General features: G+C 40.1%; 26 protein-coding genes. 20 read left to right on the forward strand and 6 right to left on the reverse strand.

Going from position 1 to position 24,503, the window contains the following annotated elements:
• Positions 1-219: 219 nt before the first annotated feature.
• Positions 220-1,041 carry a GNAT family N-acetyltransferase gene (locus ACRYKC_RS16640; RefSeq protein ID WP_433808370.1) on the reverse strand — a complete coding sequence of 274 codons (822 nt, stop codon included), beginning with the start codon at positions 1,039-1,041 and terminating at the stop codon, positions 220-222.
• A gap of 52 nt (positions 1,042-1,093) precedes the next feature.
• On the opposite strand from ACRYKC_RS16640, the gene ACRYKC_RS16645 reads away from it, so the two are divergent.
• Complete coding sequence (locus ACRYKC_RS16645; RefSeq protein WP_433808372.1) at positions 1,094-1,363, forward strand: hypothetical protein; 270 nt, start codon at positions 1,094-1,096, stop codon at positions 1,361-1,363.
• A 185-nt stretch (positions 1,364-1,548) separates the two neighbouring features.
• Complete coding sequence (locus ACRYKC_RS16650; RefSeq protein ID WP_433808374.1) at positions 1,549-1,671, forward strand: hypothetical protein; 123 nt, start codon at positions 1,549-1,551, stop codon at positions 1,669-1,671.
• Here the strand turns inward: ACRYKC_RS16650 and ACRYKC_RS16655 are convergent.
• On the reverse strand, positions 1,668-2,072 hold the full coding sequence (locus ACRYKC_RS16655; RefSeq protein ID WP_433808663.1) for a GNAT family N-acetyltransferase: 405 nt from the start codon (positions 2,070-2,072) through the stop codon (positions 1,668-1,670). The genes ACRYKC_RS16650 and ACRYKC_RS16655 overlap by 4 nt on opposite strands.
• 51 nt (positions 2,073-2,123) lie before the next feature.
• Positions 2,124-3,383, reverse strand: coding sequence for a BaiN/RdsA family NAD(P)/FAD-dependent oxidoreductase (locus tag ACRYKC_RS16660; RefSeq protein WP_433808376.1), 1,260 nt, complete (start codon positions 3,381-3,383; stop codon positions 2,124-2,126).
• 105 nt (positions 3,384-3,488) lie between these two features.
• Between ACRYKC_RS16660 and ACRYKC_RS16665 the strand changes: the two genes are divergently transcribed.
• A complete protein-coding gene (locus tag ACRYKC_RS16665) occupies positions 3,489-5,102 on the forward strand; it encodes a putative polysaccharide biosynthesis protein (RefSeq protein WP_433808378.1) in 1,614 nt (537 codons plus the stop codon).
• A 13-nt stretch (positions 5,103-5,115) separates the two neighbouring features.
• Entirely contained in the window at positions 5,116-5,838 is a 723-nt protein-coding gene (locus ACRYKC_RS16670) for a pseudouridine synthase (RefSeq protein WP_433808380.1), read from the forward strand.
• 190 nt (positions 5,839-6,028) lie between these two features.
• Here the strand turns inward: ACRYKC_RS16670 and ACRYKC_RS16675 are convergent, their stop codons facing one another.
• Positions 6,029-6,247: an HTH domain-containing protein gene (locus ACRYKC_RS16675; protein WP_085029229.1), complete on the reverse strand. Its 219-nt coding sequence runs from the start codon at positions 6,245-6,247 to the stop codon at positions 6,029-6,031.
• A 185-nt stretch (positions 6,248-6,432) separates the two neighbouring features.
• On the opposite strand from ACRYKC_RS16675, the gene ACRYKC_RS16680 reads away from it, so the two are divergent.
• The 9 genes from ACRYKC_RS16680 (at position 6,433) to ACRYKC_RS16720 (ending at position 15,091) form a co-directional block, all read left to right on the forward strand.
• A complete protein-coding gene (locus ACRYKC_RS16680; RefSeq protein WP_433808382.1) occupies positions 6,433-7,434 on the forward strand; it encodes a potassium channel family protein in 1,002 nt (333 codons plus the stop codon).
• Entirely contained in the window at positions 7,431-8,813 is a 1,383-nt protein-coding gene (gene pepV, locus ACRYKC_RS16685; protein ID WP_433808384.1) for a dipeptidase PepV, read from the forward strand. Before ACRYKC_RS16680 ends, pepV begins: the two co-directional genes overlap by 4 nt.
• Before the next feature lie 23 nt (positions 8,814-8,836).
• Positions 8,837-10,018, forward strand: coding sequence for an MFS transporter (locus tag ACRYKC_RS16690; RefSeq protein ID WP_433808386.1), 1,182 nt, complete (start codon positions 8,837-8,839; stop codon positions 10,016-10,018).
• Positions 10,015-10,575, forward strand: coding sequence for an RNA 2',3'-cyclic phosphodiesterase (gene thpR, locus ACRYKC_RS16695; RefSeq protein ID WP_433808388.1), 561 nt, complete (start codon positions 10,015-10,017; stop codon positions 10,573-10,575). The genes ACRYKC_RS16690 and thpR overlap by 4 nt, the downstream gene beginning before the upstream one ends.
• Before the next feature lie 275 nt (positions 10,576-10,850).
• Positions 10,851-11,780, forward strand: a complete 930-nt coding sequence (locus ACRYKC_RS16700) for a diacylglycerol/lipid kinase family protein (protein ID WP_433808390.1) — start codon at positions 10,851-10,853, stop codon at positions 11,778-11,780.
• A 156-nt stretch (positions 11,781-11,936) separates the two neighbouring features.
• Positions 11,937-12,743: a phosphotransferase gene (locus ACRYKC_RS16705; protein WP_433808392.1), complete on the forward strand. Its 807-nt coding sequence runs from the start codon at positions 11,937-11,939 to the stop codon at positions 12,741-12,743.
• A gap of 100 nt (positions 12,744-12,843) precedes the next feature.
• The gene (locus tag ACRYKC_RS16710; protein ID WP_433808394.1) at positions 12,844-12,975 is read left to right on the forward strand and encodes a hypothetical protein; all 132 of its coding nucleotides are present in this window, start codon (positions 12,844-12,846) and stop codon (positions 12,973-12,975) included.
• A 545-nt stretch (positions 12,976-13,520) separates the two neighbouring features.
• The gene (gene trmB / locus ACRYKC_RS16715) at positions 13,521-14,165 is read left to right on the forward strand and encodes a tRNA (guanosine(46)-N7)-methyltransferase TrmB (RefSeq protein WP_433808396.1); all 645 of its coding nucleotides are present in this window, start codon (positions 13,521-13,523) and stop codon (positions 14,163-14,165) included.
• A 68-nt stretch (positions 14,166-14,233) separates the two neighbouring features.
• Positions 14,234-15,091 (forward strand): YtnP family quorum-quenching lactonase, encoded by an 858-nt coding sequence (locus tag ACRYKC_RS16720; protein WP_433808398.1) that lies wholly within the window; start codon positions 14,234-14,236, stop codon positions 15,089-15,091.
• Between the two features lie 44 nt (positions 15,092-15,135).
• Here ACRYKC_RS16720 and ACRYKC_RS16725 read toward each other — a convergent pair whose 3' ends face one another.
• Positions 15,136-15,453, reverse strand: coding sequence for a PepSY domain-containing protein (locus ACRYKC_RS16725; RefSeq protein WP_085029240.1), 318 nt, complete (start codon positions 15,451-15,453; stop codon positions 15,136-15,138).
• A gap of 152 nt (positions 15,454-15,605) precedes the next feature.
• On the opposite strand from ACRYKC_RS16725, the gene ACRYKC_RS16730 reads away from it, so the two are divergent.
• The gene (locus ACRYKC_RS16730; RefSeq protein WP_433808400.1) at positions 15,606-16,673 is read left to right on the forward strand and encodes a M42 family metallopeptidase; all 1,068 of its coding nucleotides are present in this window, start codon (positions 15,606-15,608) and stop codon (positions 16,671-16,673) included.
• A 94-nt stretch (positions 16,674-16,767) separates the two neighbouring features.
• On the forward strand, positions 16,768-17,268 hold the full coding sequence (locus ACRYKC_RS16735; protein ID WP_433808402.1) for a DUF84 family protein: 501 nt from the start codon (positions 16,768-16,770) through the stop codon (positions 17,266-17,268).
• 37 nt (positions 17,269-17,305) lie between these two features.
• On the opposite strand, the gene ACRYKC_RS16740 is transcribed toward ACRYKC_RS16735, so the two are convergent.
• Entirely contained in the window at positions 17,306-17,746 is a 441-nt protein-coding gene (locus tag ACRYKC_RS16740) for a YtoQ family protein (RefSeq protein ID WP_433808404.1), read from the reverse strand.
• 410 nt (positions 17,747-18,156) lie between these two features.
• Here ACRYKC_RS16740 and ACRYKC_RS16745 point away from each other — a divergent pair, with 410 nt between their 5' ends.
• From ACRYKC_RS16745 to ACRYKC_RS16765, 5 genes are all read left to right on the forward strand, one after another.
• Positions 18,157-19,185 (forward strand): PTS sugar transporter subunit IIC, encoded by a 1,029-nt coding sequence (locus ACRYKC_RS16745; RefSeq protein WP_433808406.1) that lies wholly within the window; start codon positions 18,157-18,159, stop codon positions 19,183-19,185.
• A gap of 33 nt (positions 19,186-19,218) precedes the next feature.
• Complete coding sequence (locus ACRYKC_RS16750; RefSeq protein WP_433808408.1) at positions 19,219-19,536, forward strand: thioredoxin family protein; 318 nt, start codon at positions 19,219-19,221, stop codon at positions 19,534-19,536.
• A gap of 130 nt (positions 19,537-19,666) precedes the next feature.
• Positions 19,667-20,485 (forward strand): DUF1444 domain-containing protein, encoded by an 819-nt coding sequence (locus tag ACRYKC_RS16755; protein ID WP_433808410.1) that lies wholly within the window; start codon positions 19,667-19,669, stop codon positions 20,483-20,485.
• A 4-nt stretch (positions 20,486-20,489) separates the two neighbouring features.
• Positions 20,490-21,095 carry a YtpR family tRNA-binding protein gene (gene ytpR, locus ACRYKC_RS16760; protein ID WP_433808412.1) on the forward strand — a complete coding sequence of 202 codons (606 nt, stop codon included), beginning with the start codon at positions 20,490-20,492 and terminating at the stop codon, positions 21,093-21,095.
• Positions 21,096-21,247: 152 nt separating this feature from the next.
• Positions 21,248-24,400 (forward strand): DNA translocase FtsK, encoded by a 3,153-nt coding sequence (locus ACRYKC_RS16765; RefSeq protein ID WP_433808414.1) that lies wholly within the window; start codon positions 21,248-21,250, stop codon positions 24,398-24,400.
• Positions 24,401-24,503: the final 103 nt, after the last annotated feature.

Here is a 24,503-nt window from a genome sequence, read left to right on the forward strand (position 1 = left end):
GTCACTAAAAACGTCTTGGACATTTCCAAGACGTTTTTCTTTATTTCCAGGAAATTATGATTTATTTGTGGTAGATAGCTTTTGGCATAGTGAGACTACATACAGTTCAAGCTCCTAACCACCCTTAGTCATAAGGGACTAACGTTGTTGACAAAAATAGCAATCCACCAAATCGATTGCCAAATGCGTGTCTGTGCTCTCAAGGCGTAGGCGCTTTTGTTATAGTAATGGATCTCTTATCACTGCTCCACACGTTTTCTCGTAAAATTCTATTGGACCCGCTTGTTCAATTAATACCTCATTATGCCCGAGTTTTTTTAATTGGTCGAAACACGCCAGGACTAATAATTCTCCAATACGCTTCTTACGGTGAGTTAACGCTACCCCCATAGGACCAAACGTGCCTGTTTGTTTAAAACAAGCAAAACCAGTGATCGAGGATTGCTTGTCTTCAGCGATATAAATATGAGTGGTACTGTGTAGGATAAAAGCGTTAGAGGCTGAACTTAACCATCGTTCGCCAAAATGCTTCCTGATAAAATTTAAGACATATAAAGCATCACTTTTCTTGGCCATACGGACAGTAAACTCATTAACATTCAACTCGTTCAGAGGAGTCAAATGCTCGAGATTCACGGTTAAATCTCTCGCACTTGAAATAATCTGAACGGCTTTCTCTAACTGATGTGTTCTTAGACATGAATGCTTTTCCTGAAGGTATTTAAGGGTGAATTCCAAAATATGGCCTTCGTTTATGAAGACTTGCCTATATTTTTCACTCCTTTGTTTTGCATGAACTAGAATATGGTAAAATGTAGGTGTGACAGGTTGACCAATCTCTTGAATATAAAGGGTCTTAACTGGAGATGAGGAATTCTCAAAAACTCTCATTAAAGAAGGAATAATAATCAAGTAATTCTTTAATTCTTTACAGACACTTTCTTCAACTTGAAACGCACTTTTCAGGAAAAGTTTAGGGGAAATAGGTTTATCAGAGGCCAGGGTTAAAATTCTTATTACTCGATCTGTAAATGTAAACATGGACTTAAACCTCCTACTAATTTAAAGTATCTTACCATAGGAAGGTGATGACGTGGTACAACTCGAGCGAAAAAGAAATACATATTTTAACTGGAAGTATGCCATTATGATCATACTTATACCTATAGGATTTTATTTAGCTTCCTTAAAGGAAGAAATATCTCCGGTACAGCATATTTGTTTTATAGCGATCATTATTTGGCTCGCTATCGCAGGGGTGTTTGGGATGACTCATCGGTATCAGCCATTAAAGGTATATGGTTATTTATATATAACTTCAAGTCTATTATTCAGCTATTTGGGACTTGCTTTAATTTGGTAGTTTTGGATTGAGATTCATCCACATTCTCGTTATAATAGATTAACGAATATATGTTCGGAGGGATCCATATAGAATTAGTAAGGTGGAGTTACTCACGAAGGAAAATGGTCAGGGGATATTTCGATAAGTTTCCTAACTCGACAATTTATTTCAGACGAATCAGACGATATTATGTGGTTTACTCTTTGGATTGGAACGAAATTGATCCAGTGATGAATAAAGAGGATCGTGAGCAAATGCAAGTTCTTTTAAATCGGGAGTTAGGACGAGAAATTGAATATAATCAAAGAAGATCGAGAAGCGGTTAAAGCTTCTCGATCTTTTTATAAGATATGACATGAGGGCCTATCGGAGGTAAGTCAAATACTTCTCCGACTTGGTTGAAGCCCAAACGGTCGTAATAACCTGCAGCGCTTGTCCGGGCATTACACCAGAGAACATCTACGTTTCTTTGCTGCAATATGGATTCCGCCTCTTTAATGATCAGTGATCCAGCGCCTTTCCCTCTCCATTCAGGAAGAGTGGCCATTCCCCGCAGCCGATATTGTGATTCTATTTCTAGTTTGTCTATTTTCTCATCAAAAAAAGACGCTATGCTAATTAGGGTATTATCGTGAAAAGCACCTAGATGAAACGTATTTTGTTCTAAATCTTTTGGGTATTTACTTGCTTCCTTTGGCTGGTTCGACCTTAAAATACTGTGCCGCATTGATAGAGTATCTCCTGCGTCAATTTTTTTAACTTCCACTAAATCTCCTCCTCATCCCATCGATTCCCAAGCGGCATGCATTCCAGCAACACGCCCTGTAACCATGGCAGATGTAATATTATATCCTCCTGTATAGCCATGAATATCTAAAATTTCTCCACAAAAATACAGTCCGTTCATCAACTTCGATTGCATCGTATTTGGAACAATTTCTTTTATAGATACTCCGCCGCCTGTGACAAAAGCTTTCTCAATCGGTTGAGAGTCATGAATGTTGACTTCAAAATGCTTCAGCAGCTGCACCAGAGATTGTAGGGTTTGATTAGCGATATTGGCCGCTTTGTCTTCATGACTTACATTTGTTTGACTCAACAAGTAATCCAATAAACGCTCTGGTACAATTCCTTTTATTACATTACGGAAAGCTTTTTTAGGCTGGTCTTTAACAAGTCCTTGGAAATACTCGTACAATTCGCTCTCATTTTTATCAGGTAGAGCATCAATTTCTATAGTTACAGGTCTGTGCCCTTTCATGAATTCTTTGACTACGTATTGAGAACACCTGAGAATCGCTGGACCAGATAGTCCGAAGTGAGTGAAAAGCATGTCCATCCGGTGGGTGACTATGCGTTTTCCTTTCTGATTAAGTACGGAAACATCGACGTCTCTTAGTGAAAGGCCCTGTAAGGTTTTTTCCTTAATTAAATGGTCTTTTGAGATTAGCGGCACTTCTGTAGGAAATAGTTTTGTTATCGTATGGCCAGCTTTCTTTGCCCATGCATAGCCGTCCCCGGTACTGCCCGTATGCGGAACCGCTTTTCCACCTACTGCGAGAATCACGGCCTTTGTTGAAATTTTTTCATTACTCTTCAGTATGATTTGGTGGCCATTTTCTCCATAGTGAATCGCTTCTACTGGAGTTGATTTACGCACTTCTACATTCAATTCATCCAGCCGGTTCAATAACGCTTGAACGACATCCTTCGCTTTATTGCTGACTGGAAACATCCGGCCATGATCTTCTTCTTTTAAAGCTACTCCCAGCCCTTCAAAAAAATCGATAATGTCGTAGTTGTTAAAGACTGAAAACGGGCTGTAAAGGAATTTTCCATTGCCGGGAATGTGCTTGATTACTTCTTCTTCTGGTAAACGGTTCGTCACGTTGCACCGGCCACCTCCTGAGATGGCGAGCTTTGTACCTAGCTTTTTTCCTTTATCAATAAGGAGGGTGTCTACCCCTTGTTCCGCCGCTGCTATAGCTGCCATTAGTCCTGAGGGGCCTCCGCCTATTACGGTTACTTGATAAGTCATGATGTACTTCCTTTCTTTTTATCCGATCGTTCATTGTTTTCCTTCTATCTATGATAAAATAGATGAGGTCGAATCTACAATAAAATTGAAGGTGAATAGATAAATATGTCGAAACTTCTTAAAGGAACCATGTTATTAACAGCAGGAACTTTTCTATCCAAGTTTCTTGGAATGATTTATACCGTTCCGTTTGAAAATATGGTAGGGGAGGAAGGGACGGACCTTTTCTCTGTCGCTTATATTCCCTACAGTATTTTACTTAGTTTATCGAGTATGGGGGTACCTGTAGCTGTCTCCAAATTTGTATCTAAGTATAACAGTCTTGGTGATTATGAGACAGGCAGGAGAATGTTAAAGGCTGGTATACAATTGATGGCTGTTACTGGTGTGATCGCATTTCTTCTTTTATTCTTTTCAGCAGAAGAAGTGGCAGCTAGAACATTCGGTGCGGATAGCGGCCTCGTTGAGGACGGAGCCATGGTTATTCGAATGGTGAGCTTCGCTTTGCTTGTCATTCCACCAATGAGTATTACTCGAGGCTTTTTCCAAGGATATGAATCGATGGCACCTACAGCCGTCTCACAAGTCATTGAACAAATTGTAAGAATTGTGTTCTTGCTTGTTTCAGTCTTCATTATTATCCAGGTCATGCAAGGGGAGCTTGCTCAAGCTATTGGTTTTGCCACTTTTGCCGCATTTGTCGGAGGGATCGCGTCATGCATTACCCTTTTTGTGTACTGGAGAAAAAGAAAACCCTATCTCGACAGGCAGCTGGCCGAGCAAGAATTTACTTATGGTCTTTCGTCTAAAGAGATGTTCAAAGAATTATTCAGCTATGCAGGCCCATTTATTTTAGTTGGTATTGCTACACCGCTTTATCAATTGATCGATCAGTTTACGTTCTTCAAAGCAATGGATGCAGCTGGATTAGGAGAACGCGCGAACGGTGCCTTTTCAGCAATGAACTTCCTTAGTCACAAGCTGGTCATGATTCCAGTTACATTTGGTATTGGACTATCCTTAGCGCTTCTACCTGCGATTACTCAATCCTTTACGAACAAAAAAATGACGCAATTGAATCATCAAGTCAATCAGGCGCTGCAAATTATTGCACTGATTATTATTCCAGCCGTTGTCGGTCTTTCTGTGGTTGCAATCGAAGCATATGGCACATTCTATGGTGTAGAAAATGTAACCTTTAAAGGAGACCTGCTGCGCTGGTATGCACCAGTCGGACTCTTTTTAGCCTTGTACACTGTTACATCGTCTATTCTTCAAGGCATCAACCGCCAGAATTTTGCTGTCATCAGTTTAGGAACAGGAATTCTATTGAAGCTTGCTTTCAACTGGTGGTTTATTCAAATGTTTGGGGCAAAAGGAGCGATAATCGCCACGGGTGTTGGGGTAGCCGCAGCTGTAACATTGAATTTTTGGCGGATTTTCTCAAGCATTGAATTTTCCTATCGTCAGTTGTTCAAAAGGACTTTGCTAATTGTCATTCTTACAACAATTATGGCTCTTAGCGTATTTGCTATGAAATGGTTATTAGGATTCTTCTTTGATCCAATTGAAAAACGAGTTGATGCGTTAATCGTCTTGATGGTTAGTATTGGTTTTGGAGGAGCCGTGTACTTTTGGCTCACCTATCAATCGACTCTTCTAGAGCGTGTTCTTGGAGGACGTGTTCGCATCTTAGATAAATTTTTGAAACGCCGGTAAAGGAGGTTTTCCAGTGAGGATTGATAAACTCTTAGCTAATATGGGGTATGGAACACGTAAAGAAGTAAAAGCTTTATTAAAAGGTGGAAATGTCCGGGTGAACGGCGAACCGGAAAAAAGTGCAAAAACACATATAGATCCTGAGAATGATTCGGTTACTGTAATGGGGGAAGAAGTCGAATATAAGGAATTCATCTATTTAATGATGAATAAGCCTGGAGATCTCATTTCTGCTACCGAAGATGCGAATGAGATGACGGTTATTGACATTCTTCAGCCAGAGGATTATATATTTGACCCTTTTCCTGTCGGCAGGCTGGATAAAGATACAGAAGGATTACTGCTAATTACTAATGACGGTCAGCTAAACCATCGTTTAACTTCTCCGAAGAAAGATGTTGGAAAAACATACTATGCGGTGATTGATGGAAGAGTAATGGAAGAGGATGCAGAGGAATTTTCTAGAGGCGTGACTCTGGACGATGGTTATAAGACGAAACCAGGTCAGCTTACGATCCTAACCTCTGGTGAAAAATCTGAAATCGAATTGACGATTACTGAAGGAAAATTCCATCAAGTGAAGCGGATGTTTGAAGCAGTCGGTAAAAAAGTAACGTATTTAAAGCGAGTTTCGATAGGAGAACTGAAGTTGGATCCTGAACTTGAATTAGGAGAATATCGTGAATTGACAGATGAAGAAATCGAATACTTGAAGTCAATTACAAACGTGGATTAAAGACACATACTCAAGCGCCCTTGAAGTCCGGACACGTAAAAAGTAAAACGACCAGAGGAAGGTGGTTTTCCTGCGGCGGGACGGGTTGCTTATCTCGTTGACCAGTATAAAAAAACCATACACAGGGATTTTTAAAATTTCCCAGCCAATAAAAAACACCCGGAAGCAATTCCGGGTGATCTATTATCATTTATGATATTTTAACTTTTTTTTCAGTAATGGTCCACTTTCCACGATTCGGACTTGCTACAAGTCCGTTATATTCCAGAATACTAAGGTCTCTTTGCATCGTTCGATCGGTAATGCCGAACTCATCTGCTAACTCATTCGTCGATACTGTCCCTCGATCTTTAATAAAGAGGTAGACAGCTTTAATACGGTTGAGCATGCGGGATGATGGATGATTCAAAAAACCACTCCTTAATTTTCATAACTTGGAATTTGTGGTGCCAGTGAATCTATGAAGTTGGTTTCATTCTACAATAGAGTATAAATAAGTGCTATATTTAAGTACTGATTTTACAGATAATTCACTGAATTTACAAGAACTTAAAGGTCGGAGGGAAATAATTGGTTATTCTTAGAAGACTTCTAATGAAAATGGTTAAAATTAACAATACTGTGTTGTTTCTATCAAGCGCCTTTCTTGTAATTTTATCCTCTATCTTGATCGTCTTAGTGGAAAATGATACATTTCCTACTCTGTTTGATGGGTTCTGGTGGGTAATGACGACAGTGACTACTGTGGGGTACGGAGATTATTATCCTGTTTCTGTAGCAGGGAGAATCATTGCGATTATATTGTACGTAGTCGGAATTGGTTTGATCGGGGTAGTGATTGGGAAAATCATCGACGGACTGGCTACCTTTAGAAAAAAACGCTTGGAGGGTGATATTGTGTACAAAGGATCGGGACATTTCATCATTATTGGCTGGTCACACAAAGCCCAGTTTGCTGTCAAAGAAATTTTGGAAACAGACGCTAAAGCAGAAGTTGTCATCCTAGATCAATTGAAGGAAGCTCCTCTTTTGGAGGAGAATATCCATTACATAAAAGGCGATGCCTCTGACTTAGCTACATTGGAAAAAGCTAATCTTCCTGATGCAAAAGCTGTATTGGTCTTTGCTGACGACCATTTAAATAATGACCAGATGATTGACGGAAAAACCTTGTTAATCGCCTCCTCCATAGAAGCCATTGCTTCAAATGTTCATACGGTCGTTGAAATCATGGAAGAAAAGCATATCAAGAACTTTAAGCACGCCCATATTGATGAATTTATCATCTCTAATGAAACCATTTCTTCACTTGCTGTACGCTCTGCTTTTCGAAAAGGAGTATCTGAAATTTATGCTCAATTGCTTCGTCGTTCTGTAGGAGAAGATTTGTATCATGTTCCTGTTCATTCTTCTTGGAAGACCTATGGTGATGCCTTTCAATCTCTCCTAAAAGATGGGGCTACACTCATTGCCGATCGAAATGATTTGGCGATCAATCGTAAACTGGATGATGCTCTCCCAACAGATGCTGAACTTTACGCGGTTTGTGACAAAGTGACTTATGAAAAGATTATGAAGAAGGGAGCCTCATCATGAATATGAATCGTCTCAGTCAAGAATATGAACAAGAATTTCTAGATAAGGTTACAAAACTATTGGAGATTCCGAGTGTGTATGAACAAAGTGAAAGCTACCCATTAGGAAAGCCAATTGATGACGCTCTTCGTACAATGCTTAGCATTGCAGAAGAGGATGGCTTCACTACAAAGAATGTAGACGGACGAGCAGGTCATGTTGAATTTGGTGAAGGTGAGGAAGTGCTTGGAATTCTAGGCCACCTGGATGTAGTCCCGGCAGGTAAAGGCTGGTCAACTCCCCCTTTTGAACCAGTATTGAAGGATGGAAAACTATATGCTAGAGGAGCTCAGGATGACAAAGGCCCTGTAATGGCTGCATATATCGCCATGAAGCTTCTTAAGGAACAGGGGTTTAAACCTAAGAAGCGTGTCCGTTTGATTGTAGGGACGGATGAAGAAAGAGATTGGAAGGGAATGGAGTATTACTTCACAAAAGAAGAAATGCCTGCATTCGGTTTCTCGCCTGATGCCACATTCCCTGTCATCCATGCTGAAAAAGGATTGCTGGATTTTTATATGACCTACAACTTAAATCAAGAAACAGGATCTAATTCTGATCCAGCACTCCTTAAAATCACTGGAGGAGACAGGCTGAATATGGTTCCCGATGAAGCTTCAGCAGTAGTTCGGTCTGATAAGCATTTAGATGCTCAATTTCGTGAGTTTCTACGTGATCATGGATTAGAAGGTACTCTCGAAAAGAGTCACCAGGAGACTAGGATTATTGTAAAAGGTAAATCTGTACATGCCAGCAAGCCAGAAACTGGAGTTAATGCAATCACCGGATTAGTTTCTTTCTTACTAACGTTGCCTCTAAGTAATAACGATGTTGCTCTGCTCTCTACTATTCAGCAAAGTGTTGGAAAAACAGACGGTAGCGGGCTGCAGCTTGAACAGCTCGATAAAGAATCTGGACCTCTAACGATGAACGTTGGTTCTATTGATTGGAATAGGGATCAGTGTCAGATAGGGGTAAATCTGAGGTACCCTGTCTCGGCAGACCCAGAGGTGATTTTGTCTACACTCAAAAAGTCTGCACACGAAAATGGAGGAGAGCTTGAAGTCTATGATCATTTGAAGGCTCTTTATATGGATAAAGACCATCATTTTGTGCAGACACTGCTTCGGGTCTATAATGACGCAACGGATGAAGCACAGTCTGCAATTTCTATCGGAGGAGCTACATATGCACGAGCTCTTAAGGCGGGAGTAGCCTATGGTGCGCTATTCGCTTCTAGTCCTGATACAGCTCACCAAAAGGATGAGCATGTGCTTCTTTCAGATATGTTAAAAGCGATTGAAATTTACGCTGCTTCCATCTATGAATTGACGAGATAAATGAAATAGAGAGGTTCACCATTATGTCACACCCACCTGTAGAAAAAACGTATCGATTTATTCAACTGTTCTACTTTTTTACATTTTTTAGCTTTGGAGCATTATTCCCTTTGCTTTCAGTGTTTTTAGAAGAAGAGAAGGGACTCAACCATACACAGATTGGAATAGTCATCGCAGCCTTACCTTTAGTCACGATCTTCATTCAACCCATCTGGGGAATGATCAGTGACTATACAAGAAGACCAAAAAAACTGCTAATGATTGCAGCACTTGCTGCAAGTATCTTGGGCTTGTTTTATCCAATCCTGCAAGTATTTCCTGTATTACTGATTGGGATTATCAGTATAGCGATATTTCAGTCTGGGATCGTTCCGCTATCAGACAGCCTGTCTTTGAATTTTGTTCAAAAAAACGGGAAAGAATATGGCAATATCCGTTTATGGGGAGCAGTAGGATTTGCTGTATCGGTATTCATCTTAGGTAGGGTAACGGAAGCAACAGGGTCACTCGATTGGATCTTTTATTTCTTTTCTTCTGGTCTTCTTTTATGCATAATTGCGCTGCTTCAATTTCCTAAGAGAGCCGATGAAGTTACGGTTTCCTTCCGAGCAGGCTTGAAGGTTCTTGTAAGACAAAAACCATTCTTGTTATTTCTAGTTTCAAACTTCCTAATCTTTGGACCGGTCTTAGCGAACAATTATTATTTTGGGACGTTCATCCTTTCAGTTGGAGGGACATTATCAGGAGTAGGAATTGCCTTCTTACTAGCTGCTGGAAGCGAAGCCCCTTTTATGAAGTTTTCGCAGCAGGTCATCAATCGATTTGGCGTCCTTTCTGTCATTATGATCAGTGCATTCGTCTCTTGTGGCAGGTGGTTTTTGTATTTTTTTGAACCCTCAAGTGAGGTAGTATATGCAACGACGATTGTACAAGGGATATCCGTTGGTCTTTACATTCCAGCAGCTCTCATCCTCGTTAGGGAATTGGCTCCTGATAATGTACGGGCAACGGCCGTTGGGCTTTATTCCGCAGTAGGAAATGGACTGGGAAATGCATTCTTCACTTTTATCGGAGGCGTATTGATTGACGTCTGGAGTGTCACAGGGATGTATGGCTTCTTTGCTGGAATGACAATTATAGGAATTCTGCTGGTCATGGTCGTCTCTAGGTGGACAAATTTAGCAAGTAAGGAGGAAGTAGCTTGACAGCGCACTATTTCATTGGAATAAAAGTGGAAAAATCTATCCGGACTAAATTGACTGAATGGCAAAATGTGCTTGCAAAGTCTATGAACTATAAAGATTGGACGTCAGAAGAAGACTTTCATATTACGTTAAAGTTCTTAGGAGGCTGTTCCGATAAAACCATTGATGTATATAAAAACAAGCTGATGAACGAAGAATGGCCCGGAGCCTTCCGGATAGCTATCGGTCCAGCTGGTTATTTTGGTAATCCTAAACAACCGCGTGTCTTTTACGCGGATGCTGAAAAGCCGAAAGAATTAGAAGTAATCAAATTAGAAGTTGAGAAAATTGGAAGCGAGCTTGGCTTCCAGACGGAAGGAAGAACGTACCGTCCGCACGTTACTTTGGCAAAAAAGAATGCTGAGGGTATGTCTCCTCTTGCTCTTGAAAGTTATGATCTTTTATTGGATGAGTCCTATTCAATGCTAATCGATCATTTTTCCATCTTTCGCATTCACCCGCAGCAGAACCCAAAATATGAAGCGATTGCTCATATCTCTCTAAATAAGGAGGAGTAAAAGTAATAAGAGTAAAGGCATTCACGCACTTTTTGAAAAAAGCAGCCACCAGTTTCTGACGTTAGACCACAGTCTCTACTACTGAAAACCAAAGGACCAAAGAATCTATTTTCTTTCCAATAATTGTACGTAAAAAAGGAGCTTATGGAAGAATAAGTTCCTTTTTCAGGTAGATGGTGATCTTCAGTACAAAGTAAAGCCTCCTTTGATATTACTATAATCAAATAGTTATAGATTGCATATTGAATAGAAAGTAAAAATAGGAGGCATGCCTGATGAATATTATCATTGTTAACCCAAAAGCTGGGTTTGGAAAGGCTCAGAAGCTTATCAAAAAAGTGCAGAAGGACTCTTTATATAGGGATAAGAATTGCCGGACTTTTTTTACTGAGTACGCGGGTCATGCAGAAAAAATTGCCGGACAAGTCGTACGAATTCATCAGGAAACCCTTTCCTGCATCCTTGTGATCGGAGGTGATGGAACCTTACATGAAGTTATCAATGGAACAAAAACTAGACCGTCTCTTCCGATTGGTTTCATCCCAGCTGGGTCAGGGAACGATTTTGGCAGGGGGATAGGATTAGAGAATAAGGGTGTGGCGTTATTCCGAAAGATGATAAACAACCCAGGAAGATTGCATTGTAACCAGGGAGTTTTTGTACCTACCCTAAACTGCCAATGGGAGAAGCGCTACTTCGCAAACAGTATAGGCTTTGGATTTGATGGAGAAATTGTGGCATTGGCAAACCGTCCGAAGTTCAGGAAGTGGATGCGAAGAGTTCAATTACATAAATATACTTATACTATAGCACTCCTCCGATTATTGAGAAGATATAATCCTATTTCTTTTGAACTAAATCTCGATGGGGAAGTACGAAAATATTCGAATGCTTTAATGGTGACTGTAACTAATCATCCATACTATGGCGGAGGAATGAAAATCACCCCTCAAATGGATATCCGTAATTCGGGGTTTCAAGTCCTTGTCATTGAACAGATATCAAAATGGAAAATACTCGCGCTTTTCTTTACCGTTTTCCTCGGATTGCATACAAAACTAAAAGAAGTGAAAGTTTTTGAAGTGGAAACGGTAAAAATTAACTCTCATGAAACGATGTCCTATCAAGTGGATGGACAGAGTGGAGAATGCAAAGAATGTGAGATAAGAAAGAGTAGTAGGAAAAGGACCTTCCTGTCGGGGTAAGAGAAAACTCTTGAAACTTACAAGAAGGATAAGTTAATCTAATTTAAGGTGCATGGGTAGATACCAAATCTTTTGGAACAGGCCCAAAGTACGATATACTGAAAGACGATAACGACGTGATGTAATGTAATCACAGGAAGATTTGAGGAATTGAAGGTGAATTGGTTGGAACATATTCTTGGAAGTGATTGGACGATTACACCAGCAGGCGGTTCGACAGGAGAAGCCTATTATGCGCAGACAGAGGGGAAGAGATTATTTCTTAAGAGAAATTCTTCTCCGTTTCTTGCTGTCCTTTCTGCAGAGGGAATTGTGCCCAAGCTTGTTTGGACCAAGCGGTTAGAAAACGGTGATGTGATTACAGCACAGGAATGGTTAGAAGGACGCGAGTTGAACCCTGAAGAGATGAAGCACCCACGTGTAGCTGCATTGTTAAGCAAAATTCATCATTCTACAGAACTTCTCGATATGCTTATGAGATTAGGAAAACAGCCATTAACACCAACAGAAATTCTAAAAGATATACAAGAAAACCAAAATGTATTAAATCAAATAGATCCTAGAATTGAAATTCACCATGCCATCAAATTTCTTGAAAACCATGTGGATGAAGTGGGCCACGATGTTCATGTGGTTTGCCATTGCGATACCAATCATAACAATTGGCTGCTTTCTTCTTCTGATCAATTGTATTTGATTGATTGGGATAATGCTATGGTTGCGGACCCTGCTCTTGATTTGGGAATGCTGCTTTATTCTTATATCCCAGTAGAAAGTTGGCAAGATTGGCTTAAGGAATATGGGACAGAGCCTGAAGAGGACTTATATAACCGAATGGTATGGTATGCAGTTTCGCAAGCTCTTTCTTTTATCCAGTGGCATCAGATGAGAGGCGAATATGACGAATCATCCATTCGGATCAGGAAGTTGAAAAATATGATGAACGTTCATAATATCTACTGATAAAGCTTTTTTATATAGAAGTTTACGTCTTCTACAAAAGCTTGAAGACTTGAATTCGTGATTTATTTGGAGTCCGTTATGGTGTAAGAGGAAGGGAAGGGTGGCCTGGAAAACGACTTTCTTTCCTGCCAGGGAACTGGCGAGAGTCTCCTGGGGAATGATCATGACCGGTGAGACTCACCAAATACCGACGGATAGCGAACCATTTCCTGACTTCAAGCACCGGCCATGATAAAGAAAAGCGAAAACGACAAACCTAATTTCTTTGAAATTAAGTCTATAGAATAAATATCTTTTATCAGAGTAATTAATAGAAAAAAAACCGTTGCTAATTTAGCAACGGTTTTTCTAACCTTAGGAGATAGTTGGTGTATATTTTAATTTCTTCTCACGAACTTCAGTACTCATTATTTCACTTAATTTCTCAAATGGATATATAAATAGTGCGTATCCTGCAAATAGTACAGAGAAAGTGGCTAGCACAGTCATTTCAAACGTTTTTGTAATAAGTTTCATGTTTCTGGCTTCACTCCAATTCGTATTAGTATCACATGATTCATATCGTATCTTAGAAAGCGTTTACAACCCAACCCCCTTCATGAACGATATTTCAGAATATGTAGGGAAAGGAAAGGGTAGTATTTGAATAACTCATGCATCATCATTAATAGACGGATATAATCGCTTATTCACCCATATCCCTCCCTTTTTATAAAAACTTTAAAAAACAATCGAATTCATGGTAATATTTTAACGGTAGGAGGAGGAATTTTAACCATGCGTTTAAGAAATAAACCTTGGGCAGACGACTTTATGAGAGAGAATGATCACATTGTTGTCCAAGACCCTTTTGAATGGAAAGGAAAGTGGAAAGAACTATTTAATGACCCATCTAAGCCTCTTCACTTGGAGATTGGTTCAGGAAAAGGTCAATTTATTGCCGGCATGAGTAAGCAGCATGAGGAACTTAACTTCATTGGAATTGAACGGGTGAAAAGTGTTATTGTCGGTGCATTGAAGAAAGTAAAAAATGCTGAAACGAGAAATGCTAGGCTTGTAAACGAAGACGCCGAAGATCTTCGTGACTTATTTGATACAAACGAAGTGGATCATATTTACTTGAACTTTTCAGATCCTTGGCCTAAAAATAAGCATGAAAAAAGAAGACTAACGTTCCATACGTTTTTAGATCAATATAAAGATGTGCTTGTTGCTGATGGAGAGATTACCCTTAAAACGGATAACAAAGGTTTTTTTGAGTATTCGCTTGTAAGCTTCTCTCAGTATGGCATGATTTTAGAAGAGGTTTCCGTAGATTTACATGCGGATGATGACCCTTTAAATGTTCCTACTGAATATGAAGAAAAGTTCTCTGAAAAAGGACAGCCGATCTATCGCTGCAAGGTTCGGTTCAAAACATGATACCGTTTACATTAGCTCTAGTCATTATGGTAGACTAGAGCTATATTTGTATGGAAGGGGATGTTGATATGGAATCGATGCAGATTGGCCGCGCCAGGTTAACATGGTTAAACGGCGGAGTCACTCATATGGATGGAGGGGCTATGTTTGGTGTCGTGCCGAAGCCTTTATGGAGTAAAAAGTATCCGGTCAATGATAAAAATCAGATTGAGCTTAGAACGGACCCGATATTAGTAGAACTTGATGGCAAACGGTTGGTCATAGATTCTGGAATGGGCAACGGTAAGCTGACAGCCAAGCAGAAGCGGAATTTTGGGGTGAAGGAAGAATCGAATATCGATCGATCTTTAAATGAACTAGGTTTAACAAGAGGGGATATCGATTATGTCTTGATGACTCACCTGCACTTCGATCATGCATGTGGTCTTACGATGTGGGATGGTGAAGAACTTGTTCCAACTTTTCCGCATGCAATGATTTATACGAGTCAGACGGAATGGGATGAAATGAGGAACCCAAACATACGATCAAAAAATACCTATTGGGAACAGAATTGGAAGCCGGTTGTAGAACATGTACATACTTATGACAAGTCGATTGAAGTATTGTCGGGATTACAGATGATCCATACGAGCGGGCATAGTGATGGTCACTCGATTGTTTTGTTTGAAGATGAGAACGAAACTTTCATTCACATGGCGGATATTATGCCTACGCATGCTCACCAAAACGTTTTATGGGCGTTAGCGTATGACGATTATCCGGTCACATCCGTTCACGAAAAACAGAAATGGATGGGTTTTGGTTATGAAAGAAAAGCATGGTATGTTTTTTACCATGATGCTCATTACAGAGCAATAAAATTTAATGAGAATGGTGAAGTTATAGACCATGTAAAAAGACAAACTTATTCATATGAAGATTAAATGAACAAGAGCCCCCGCTTAATGCGGAGGCTCTTGGGTTAATGTTAAGCAGTAGTTTCAGCTACATCAACGATTGTACCCGTTTCTGTATCGATATAAAATTCAAATTGAGATGTTTCCCCGTCTTGATTTTTGGAAATCCCGCCACGATATACATCGTAGTTGATGCCGTTTTTATTCAATTCTTCAGGTTTCATGTAAATCCATGACCCGCTGATTGGGCCTTGCTTTTTGAACGCCTCTTTAGCAATTTTTAATGCTTTTTCAGGCGTAACTCCTTGATTGTTACCTAATTGCTCTTTTACTACATAGCCAGCAAGTGCTCCTACACCAGCAGCTATTGCGACTTTTTTCCAATTCATCAAACAATCACCTCACAACTTATTTCTAATCTTCAGTATACTAAAAATTCCCGTTAAAAGGAAATCAAAACATATCTCCTGCTGTTTTGTAGAAACGTTTTCAAAGTTTCGTTAGAATAGAGGGAGACGTATAAAAAGGAGATGTACATACGATGAATGTAGAAACGAGAGAGCTTTTTAAAACGTTAACGGAATTGCCGGGGGCTCCTGGTAACGAACATCTGGTAAGAAAATTCATGAAACAAGAACTAGAGAAGTATTCAGATGAAATTGTTCAGGATCGCCTTGGTGGCGTATTTGGTCTGCGCGATGGCAAAGGTCCAACATTGATGGTAGCCGGTCATATGGATGAAGTAGGGTTCATGGTTACTCAAATCACCGATAACGGTATGCTTCGTTTTCAAACTTTGGGCGGATGGTGGAGCCAGGTCCTGCTTGCTCAACGTGTACAAGTCATCACAGAGGAAGGACCTGTTGTAGGTGTCATTGGTTCCATTCCTCCTCACAACTTAACTCCTGAACAGCGCAAAAAACCGATGGAGATGAAAAATATGCTTATTGATATCGGCGCTGATGACCGTGAAGATGCTAAAGCAATTGGAATTAAGCCAGGACAGTCGATCGTTCCGATTTGTCCATTTACTCCAATGGCCAACGATAAAAAAGTCCTAGCAAAAGCATGGGATAACCGTTATGGGTGTGGATTATCTATTGAACTACTCAAAGAGCTTCAACATACAAAACTTCCTAACAAGTTATATTCAGGAGCGACGGTTCAAGAGGAAGTTGGATTAAGAGGAGCGCAAGTAGCTGCGAACATGATTGATCCGGATATCTTTTATGCCCTCGACGCTTCTCCCGCAAATGATATGAGTGGTGATAAGAAAGAGTTCGGCCAGTTAGGAAAAGGTGCTTTATTACGTATTCTTGATAAGTCAATGGTCACCCATCGTGGCATTCGCGATTTCATTTTGGATACAGCAGAAAGCCACGATATTCCGTATCAATACTTTATTTCCCAAGGGGGTACAGATGCAGGAAGAGTACACATTGCGAACAACGGTGTTCCGTCTGCTGTAGTAGGTATTTGCTCACGTTATATCCATACCTCTTCCTCAATCATCCATGTTGACGACTATGCAGCTGCTAAAGAATTGCTTGTTCATTTAGTAAAAACAACGGATCAAAATACAGTTGATTTGATAAAAAGGAATGTATAGTTATCATAAAGTCACGCGATGCTGATGTCAGCATGCGTGGCTTTATGCTATCATTATCAAAATAGTATGGTAAAAGAGAAAGGTGTATCGTATTGTGAAAATTTACGTCGGTTCGAATAACCCTGCAAAAATTGATTCAGTCAAACAAGTTTTTTCTGAAGATGAAGTGGTTGGTATGGATGTTGAATCCAAAGTTGCTGCTCAGCCATTTTCAGATGAAGAAACACTCGAAGGGGCGATAAATCGTGCCAGGGAATGTGCGGCTATGAATAAAGGGAATTTTGGCATCGGTCTAGAGGGTGGCGTGATGGAAATCGAGGGAGACCTCTATTTATGTAATTGGGGCGCCCTCGTAGATCAAAAAGAGAACGTTTTTACAGCTAGTGGCGCAAGAATCCCGTTACCTGATGAGATTAAAGAAGAATTGGAAAAGGGAAAAGAACTTGGAGAGGTTATGGATAATTATGCGAATAAGAATGATGTGCGAAAGAATGAAGGTGCTATCGGCATTTTCACAAATGGGGCTGTCGAGCGTGAAGAAATGTTCATGCACGTCGTAAAGTTATTGAAAGGGCAATGGGAATTTTATCAATGAAAAAGGTGTATCCAGTTTATGGATACACCTCTTCTTTTTATTCATAGATGTAGCTTAGAACATCCAAAGCCTGATCGATGGTTTCTACGGTGATATTTGCCTGGTTGGATAATTCTTTTAATGGATGAACTAAAGATTCCGGTCTGACCAAAATCAGCGGCTTACGGAGCTGGATAGCTGCACTTGCATCCATTGCGGTATTCCACTGTTTGTATTGCTCCCCAAATAGAGCAATGACTGCATCTGATTTCTGTAATAGAACTTGGGTTCTGAAGTTATTTACGCTAGACGCTGCATCATCACGGTACACATTGTCTGGCTGTTTGCCCATAATGGCCTCTCCGACATCGTCAGATCTTTCATGATTTTCTTGTGGTCCTACAAAATGAATAGGTAAGTCTCGTTGTTTGGCATTGTTTTTTAGCTGTTGACGCCAGTCATCATGAATTTGACCAGCTAAATAGACAGTTAATTCCATTCAACTACCTCCTCAAGATAAACTCTATTTTAAGTATGAAACAGGAGAGCTCTAGTGTCCAGTAAGGAAACTTTTTACATAAAGTCTTCATCTTTGAAGGATGCAGAAGAAATGTATCTTTTCGCTCTTCTTTATCATTTCCCCTCTTGGATGGATGATTTCATCCAATCACCTGAGTAGAACATGTAAAACTACTTACAATAAATTTTAGATAATGCTCACAGAACTTCTGATTAGTTTCATTAATACCCTCTGAGGAATGTTAAGTGTAAACTAGTCGTAAATACACTTTTAGAACATTGTGTCTTATAGATGAAGTCTTAGTGAATTGATGAGCAAAATTCACCCGTGGTGTATTTACACATGTTAAATTAAAGTATAATATTAATTTCGGATAAAGGGGGACAATGATGAAGCAATTTTTAGAGCGAAAAGGAGTTCGCATTTCTGTTCATACTTATTTGATTACGGCCCTAAGCTACATGGCTCTAGGCTTGTTTTCATCTTTAATTATTGGTTTGATTATGAAAACGATCGGAGAGCAAACAAGTTTAGGCGTTGTTTCTCAATCATTAATTGAAATGGGTACGTTTGCGATGGATACGAAAATTTGGGGAGGGGCGATTGGAGCTGCCATCGCTTTTGGTTTAAAAGCCCCGCCACTTGTTATTTTCGCCTCCCTGTTCAGTGGTGCTCTAGGGGCTGAAATGGGTGGACCTGCTGGAAGCTATATAGCAGCATTAGCAGCTACAGAATTCGGTAAAATTGTAAGTAAAGAGACGAAAATAGATATTATTCTTACCCCATTTGCGACTATTACGGTTGGGTTTCTTGTTGGTTCTTTAATTGGATCGCCGATCGGAAGCTTTATGACTACGTTTGGAGAAGTGATTAATTGGGCTACTCTCCAACAGCCTTTTATTATGGGTATTCTTGTAGCAGTTTTAATGGGACTTGCGTTGACTGCTCCCATTTCAAGTTTGGCCATTGCACTTATGCTTTCTCTAGAGGGGGTTGCAGCGGGAGCAGCCACTGTTGGCTGTGCGGCTCAGATGATTGGTTTCGCAACGATTAGTTACAAAGATAACGGTTTTGGCGGATTCATCGCACAAGGAATCGGTACATCTATGCTTCAAATAGGAAATGTCGTCAAAAAGCCTCTCATTATTGTGCCCCCTACTATTGCTGGAGCAGTTCTGGCTCCTATTGCAACGGTATGGTTAACGTTAGAAAATAACGCTGCTGGGGCAGGTATGGGGACGAGCGGTCTAGTTGGACAGATCATGACATTTGAAGCTATGGGATTCTCGTGGCAAATTGTTGGAGTCATCTTTGTTCTTCATTTCTTGGCGCCTGCTTTAATTAGCGGGGTGATCGCTTTCTGGTTTAGAAGAAAGGGCTGGATTCAGCCAGGTGACATGAGGATTGAATATGAGTAAACCTATGCTAGAATAATTGTGGAGGTGGATATCTTGATTACACTTGAATCCGATCAACATTTAAAAGAATTAATGGAATCTCAATCAGTTATTCTGCTCTTCTCCGCTGATTGGTGTCCAGATTGCAGAGTCATTGAACCATTCATTCCTGAACTAGAGGATCAGTTCAATAATTGGTCTTTCGTTTATGTAGATAGAGATCAATTCATACATGTCTGTGCAGAGAATGACGTCTTCGGGATACCAAGTTTCGTTGCTTTTAGAGATGGAGAAGAAGTAGGAAGGTTTGTAAGCAAAAACAGAAAAACCAAAGAAGAGATTGAAGAATTCTTACGTAATGTAAGTAAATAACAAGCTGTGCTCTAGCACAGCTTGTTTACTTTTTTCAGGAGCTAATGATGTGTATAATAGGATGAGGTACAAGATATACGATAACTAGATCGGAGATCCATTTCTTCCATCATCGAAGGAGGAAAATAACATGAAGATGACGAGTATAAAGATGAAGAAGAAATTAGAAGAACGTTTGCAAAGGAATGAATGGAAAACCATCTTTAATCGAGACAAAGACACATTCCGTATTGAGTGGCGTGAGTCAGGGGATGGCATAACCATAACTTTGCCAAACGTGATTTCTAAATATGAAGCACGAGGAGAAGAAGCGCTTGACGAATTAGAAGATCATGTCCAGGAAGCTCTGAGGGTTATGAATGAAACCCATCATCTCACCGGGAAAGAAGAAAAAATTTTCCCAGTCATCCGTGCAGCTTCTTTCCCTACAGAAACAGAGCAGGGAAAGAAATTAGTGTACACGGATCATACAGCTGAGACAAGGATCTATTACGCCCTGGATCTTGGTAAATCCTATCAGCTGATTGATGAATCCATGCTTGAAAAGGAAGACTGGACGAAAGAGCGTATGAAGGAAGTAGCAAGTTTCAACGTTCGCTCCCTGCCAGTAAAGATGAAAAAAGATACGGTATACGGGAACGACTTTTATTTCCATTCTACTCAAGATGGATATGATGCGAGCCGAATCTTGAATGAAGTGCTGCTTGAAGAATTAAAGGCTGAATGCAAAGGGGAATTGGCTATCAGTATCCCTCACCAGGATGTCATCATTTTTGCCGATGTGCAAAATCCAGAAGGATACGACATTATTGCTCAGATGGCTATGAAGTTCTTTGCTGAAGGGACAGTTCCAATCACTTCTCTCTCTTTCTTATACGAAAACAAAGAGCTTGAGCCTATTTTTATTCTAGCTCAGAAAAAACCTAAACAGAATGGAAAGGAAGATTAGATTTATGGATGTGTTCTACAATTTAAAAGGTATTGGTGATGTATTGATCATCCCTATTAAAGAAGGCGACCGTAATACGATCAAACATGAACAGTATGGAGACGTTGTAAAGATTACTGATCGAACAAATGGCTCTCTTCTAGGTTACAATATTTTTAATGCTTCGACCTATTTCAACATTCCAAGTCAAGGAAAAATGAGACTGACAGAAGAGATGTTGGCACCGATCAAAGATCTATTTTCTAAGAACCAGCTTAACGACGTGCTTGATTTTGATTTAAGTCCAAAATTTGTAGTGGGATATGTAAAAGAGAAGAACCCACATGAGAATGCAGATAAATTGAGTGTCTGTCAGGTGGACGTAGGTGAAGAAACACTTCAAATTGTTTGTGGGGCACCGAATGTCGATGAAGGGCAACATGTGGTGGTTGCGAAAGTAGGCGCTACAATGCCAAGTGGAATGAAGATTAAAGATGCAAAGCTTCGCGGGATCCCATCCACCGGAATGATTTGCTCAGCCAAGGAGCTTGGGTTACCGGATGCTCCGAAAGAAAAAGGAATTCTAGTGTTAGAAGACAGTTATCAAGCCGGCCATCCGTTTGAATTTTAATTTAAGTTAAAAGCAGAGTAGCTTAGCTACTTTGCTTTTTTTTGATAAAATAGTCATTTTTAAAGCGATTGTAAACCAATAATCGTAAGAAAACTGTTAAAATAAAAGGTACCACAAAGAATGATTTACATAAGAAAAGAGAGTGAGAAAAAATGTGGAATGAATTCAAAAACAAACTGAAAAAATGGTTTGATGAAGCTGATAAGAACGATACCCCTCAACCTGAAAAGCAACGTGAGTATGAACGTAGTGAGATGAATGCCAAAACTAGAATGACATATCGATATCCTAAACAAGGAGAATTTCGTTTTCCGGTAATTCCTGACCCTGACCAAACGTCGAATGACTCTAACAGCTCTCAGGAAACGAAGCCTGAGAAGAGAGAAAGAAGAAGGAATGACAATGAAAAACACCATCATGATAAGTATGAGGAGAAGAAAGAAAGGACTAAAGAAGACAGAAGACATACCAAAAATAGGAAGGAAGATAAGTCAGAACTTCCTGAAACATCATCCATTCCTTTCACTCCCTCAGATGTTCCTTCACCAATTTACGGCTATCACAGCCGGCAATTGACTGTTGGTCTGGAAAAATTAGAAAGTACAGTTGTACCCAATAAAGAACAAGAAACAAGAGCGCTTGATGATGCTGAATGGCAAGAACTTAGGAAACGCTTGCGAAGCAGGGTCACGGAAGATAAAGAACGTACCAGTCGAAATGCCCTTCAGAAACAATTTGAGAGAAACGGGAAAAAGGAACAACCAAAGGAAGGTGATCCCCATGCTCGCTCCGCCGAATGGGCTAGAGAAGAAGCGGCTACGCTAGAAACGCAGCGTGCTGTGAAAAAGGATCCCCTATCTATTGTAAAAGAAGGAAAAAGCCCTTACGAAAAAGGTAAGACGGAGGTTCATACAGAAGATGAACATTCGGTAACAGAATGGAATCACGATACCGTTACAGAAAAGAACGAAGCGAATCTTCCAAGTTCTCTTAAAAAACAGTCATCCTCGCCATTAAATAATCTATTAACCATGGAAGAAGATTATGATGAGGATACAGAAGAGGCTGATGATAGTCTGCTTAAGAATGAGCAGACAGATGAAGATAATCCTTTAAGCGCTCATGAAAAAGACCAGCTGAACGAAGAATGTAAGGATGAAGAAGAAAGCCAACAGTCAGCAGAAGTTGAAGAAAGTGATTTTGAAAAACAAGAGCAAACGGGAAAAATCCTGACTGAACAAGAGCCGCAGGAACACGACAACGGCTTAAGTACTAATGAAACAGGATTCTCTATTCAGAACCCTGTCGAGGAAAATGAAAGCATAATGTTCTCTGAAGAGACGGAACAACTAGAAGAAAGTGATAGGGAAGAGCTTGAAGATACAATCGAATTAAACGATGACAACCATAACGAGGATGAGGAGCAGTACCTTGATTTCAGTGATTCGGAGTCCTCTATCGAAGAAGAAACAGAAGTGAATGGCGAAGAGCCAGTTGAAGAAGAAAACACTTTAGCAAATGAGAGTGAAAGTCAGAACTCTGTGGAAACAGACCACGACCAAGAAACGAAAGTGGAGACTTCTGATCCACAATCTGATGATTTGGATTCTAACCATTCACCAACTCTTGTAGAGACAGACGAACAAAAGAGTGAAGCCAAAAGCTCATCAAATCAAAGTGAAAAGCCTGGAGAAGAAGTGAAGAAACAAACTCCACCTAGGAAGAAAGAGAGTTCACAAAAAAGAACCGTACCTTTTAATGTGATCATGACACCAAGGGACAAGCGTTCTCGAGATAGAAAGCCTTTCTCTAAGCAAGAAGAAACAAAAAAAGAGAACCTAGAAGCACAAAAGTCACAGGAAAAGGTGACAATAGAAAATCAAGCTGTGAAAGAACATTACCAGACTCCACTTTATTTACTAGAGGACCCTGTTCGAGCTGCAGATGGCGATGACCAATGGATTAAAGATCAGATGGAATTGTTAGAAACGACCTTAAGGCATTTTCACGTTCGTGCTAAAGTTGTCAATGCAATGAAAGGACCGACAGTTACAAGATTTGAAGTTCAACCAGAACCTGGAGTGAAGGTCAGCAAAATAACGAATCTTGCAGATGACATTAAGCTTAGCATGGCAGCAAGAGATATCCGTATTGAAGCTCCAATTCCAGGCAAACAAGCTGTAGGAATTGAAGTTCCAAACCAACAGCCCCAAATGGTTGGACTGCAGGAAATCTTCGAATCACAACCTTTCCAAGGAGACAAATCTCCGTTATCTGTAGGGTTAGGTTTGGATATTGGAGGAGATTCTGTCGTAACGAATTTGAAAAAGATGCCGCACGGATTAATTGCGGGTGCGACTGGGTCTGGTAAAAGTGTTTGTATCAACACAATTTTGATTAGTCTTTTATATAAAGCTCACCATGAAGACGTAAAGTTCCTGCTGATTGATCCTAAAATGGTAGAATTAGCACCTTATAATGACCTGCCTCATCTCGTGTCCCCAGTTATTACGGACGTTAAGGCAGCAACCACTGCATTGAAATGGGCAGTCAAAGAAATGGAAGAACGTTATGAAAAGTTCGTCAAAGAAGGCGTACGAGATGTAGAGCGCTACAATGACAAGATGATTAAGAGTGGACGACGTGAAGAAAAAATGCCGTATATGGTCATCGTCATCGATGAACTGGCAGATTTAATGATGGTTTCTCCTCAAGATGTAGAGGATTCCATCTGTCGAATTGCTCAAAAAGCAAGAGCATGCGGCATGCACCTGCTCCTTGCTACGCAGAGACCTTCAGTTGACGTTATTACAGGCCTGATCAAAGCTAATATTCCAACTAGAATTGCATTTAGTGTCTCTTCTCAGGTCGATTCCCGTACCATTATTGATTCAGGAGGTGCGGAAAAACTGCTTGGTAAAGGAGATATGCTTTTTGTAGAGAACGGATCAGGTCAGCCTCGTAGAATTCAAGGAGCATTTGTTTCAGATGATGAGATTGAAAGGGTTACACACTATGTGAAAAAAATCGCTCCGCCAAATTATTTGTTCCATCAGGAAGAATTGATGAAGCAAATCTCTTCTGAAGAAGAGACAGATGCATTGTTTGATGAAGCCGTTCAATTTGTCGTCGCACAAAATGGGGCGAGTGCCTCTCTTCTGCAGCGTCGGTTCAAGGTAGGATATAATCGAGCAGCGCGTTTAATTGATCAAATGGAAGACTACGGTATTATTTCAGAGCAAAAAGGAAGTAAGCCAAGAGATATTTTGCTAACAGAACAGCAAATACAGGAAATAATTGAATAAATAACTGTGTTTGAAAAGGATTTTTTCTAAATGCTTGTGAATTAGGTCCCAATTTTATATGATTGACAAAGAATGAATTATTTGACCTCAATGTTTAAGGAGT

This window comes from Halobacillus sp. A1-3 (genome assembly GCF_050971765.1).
Classification (GTDB): Bacteria; Bacillota; Bacilli; order Bacillales; family Halobacillaceae; genus Halobacillus; species Halobacillus mangrovi_B.

What these genes read in the sequence shown, in the direction of transcription:
- ACRYKC_RS16640 (WP_433808370.1), bottom strand. Translation starts at nt 1,041, where the DNA reads ATGTTTACATTTACAGATCGAGTAATAAGAATTTTAACCCTGGCCTCT.
- ACRYKC_RS16655 (WP_433808663.1), bottom strand. Translation starts at nt 2,072, where the DNA reads ATGCGGCACAGTATTTTAAGGTCGAACCAGCCAAAGGAAGCAAGTAAA.
- ACRYKC_RS16660 (WP_433808376.1), bottom strand. Translation starts at nt 3,383, where the DNA reads ATGACTTATCAAGTAACCGTAATAGGCGGAGGCCCCTCAGGACTAATG.
- ACRYKC_RS16665 (WP_433808378.1), top strand. Translation starts at nt 3,489, where the DNA reads ATGTCGAAACTTCTTAAAGGAACCATGTTATTAACAGCAGGAACTTTT.
- ACRYKC_RS16680 (WP_433808382.1), top strand. Translation starts at nt 6,433, where the DNA reads ATGAAAATGGTTAAAATTAACAATACTGTGTTGTTTCTATCAAGCGCC.
- pepV (WP_433808384.1), top strand. Translation starts at nt 7,431, where the DNA reads ATGAATATGAATCGTCTCAGTCAAGAATATGAACAAGAATTTCTAGAT.
- ACRYKC_RS16690 (WP_433808386.1), top strand. Translation starts at nt 8,837, where the DNA reads ATGTCACACCCACCTGTAGAAAAAACGTATCGATTTATTCAACTGTTC.
- ACRYKC_RS16700 (WP_433808390.1), top strand. Translation starts at nt 10,851, where the DNA reads ATGAATATTATCATTGTTAACCCAAAAGCTGGGTTTGGAAAGGCTCAG.
- trmB (WP_433808396.1), top strand. Translation starts at nt 13,521, where the DNA reads ATGCGTTTAAGAAATAAACCTTGGGCAGACGACTTTATGAGAGAGAAT.
- ACRYKC_RS16720 (WP_433808398.1), top strand. Translation starts at nt 14,234, where the DNA reads ATGGAATCGATGCAGATTGGCCGCGCCAGGTTAACATGGTTAAACGGC.
- ACRYKC_RS16725 (WP_085029240.1), bottom strand. Translation starts at nt 15,453, where the DNA reads ATGAATTGGAAAAAAGTCGCAATAGCTGCTGGTGTAGGAGCACTTGCT.
- ACRYKC_RS16730 (WP_433808400.1), top strand. Translation starts at nt 15,606, where the DNA reads ATGAATGTAGAAACGAGAGAGCTTTTTAAAACGTTAACGGAATTGCCG.
- ACRYKC_RS16740 (WP_433808404.1), bottom strand. Translation starts at nt 17,746, where the DNA reads ATGGAATTAACTGTCTATTTAGCTGGTCAAATTCATGATGACTGGCGT.
- ACRYKC_RS16745 (WP_433808406.1), top strand. Translation starts at nt 18,157, where the DNA reads ATGAAGCAATTTTTAGAGCGAAAAGGAGTTCGCATTTCTGTTCATACT.
- ACRYKC_RS16755 (WP_433808410.1), top strand. Translation starts at nt 19,667, where the DNA reads ATGAAGATGACGAGTATAAAGATGAAGAAGAAATTAGAAGAACGTTTG.
- ytpR (WP_433808412.1), top strand. Translation starts at nt 20,490, where the DNA reads ATGGATGTGTTCTACAATTTAAAAGGTATTGGTGATGTATTGATCATC.
- ACRYKC_RS16765 (WP_433808414.1), top strand. Translation starts at nt 21,248, where the DNA reads ATGTGGAATGAATTCAAAAACAAACTGAAAAAATGGTTTGATGAAGCT.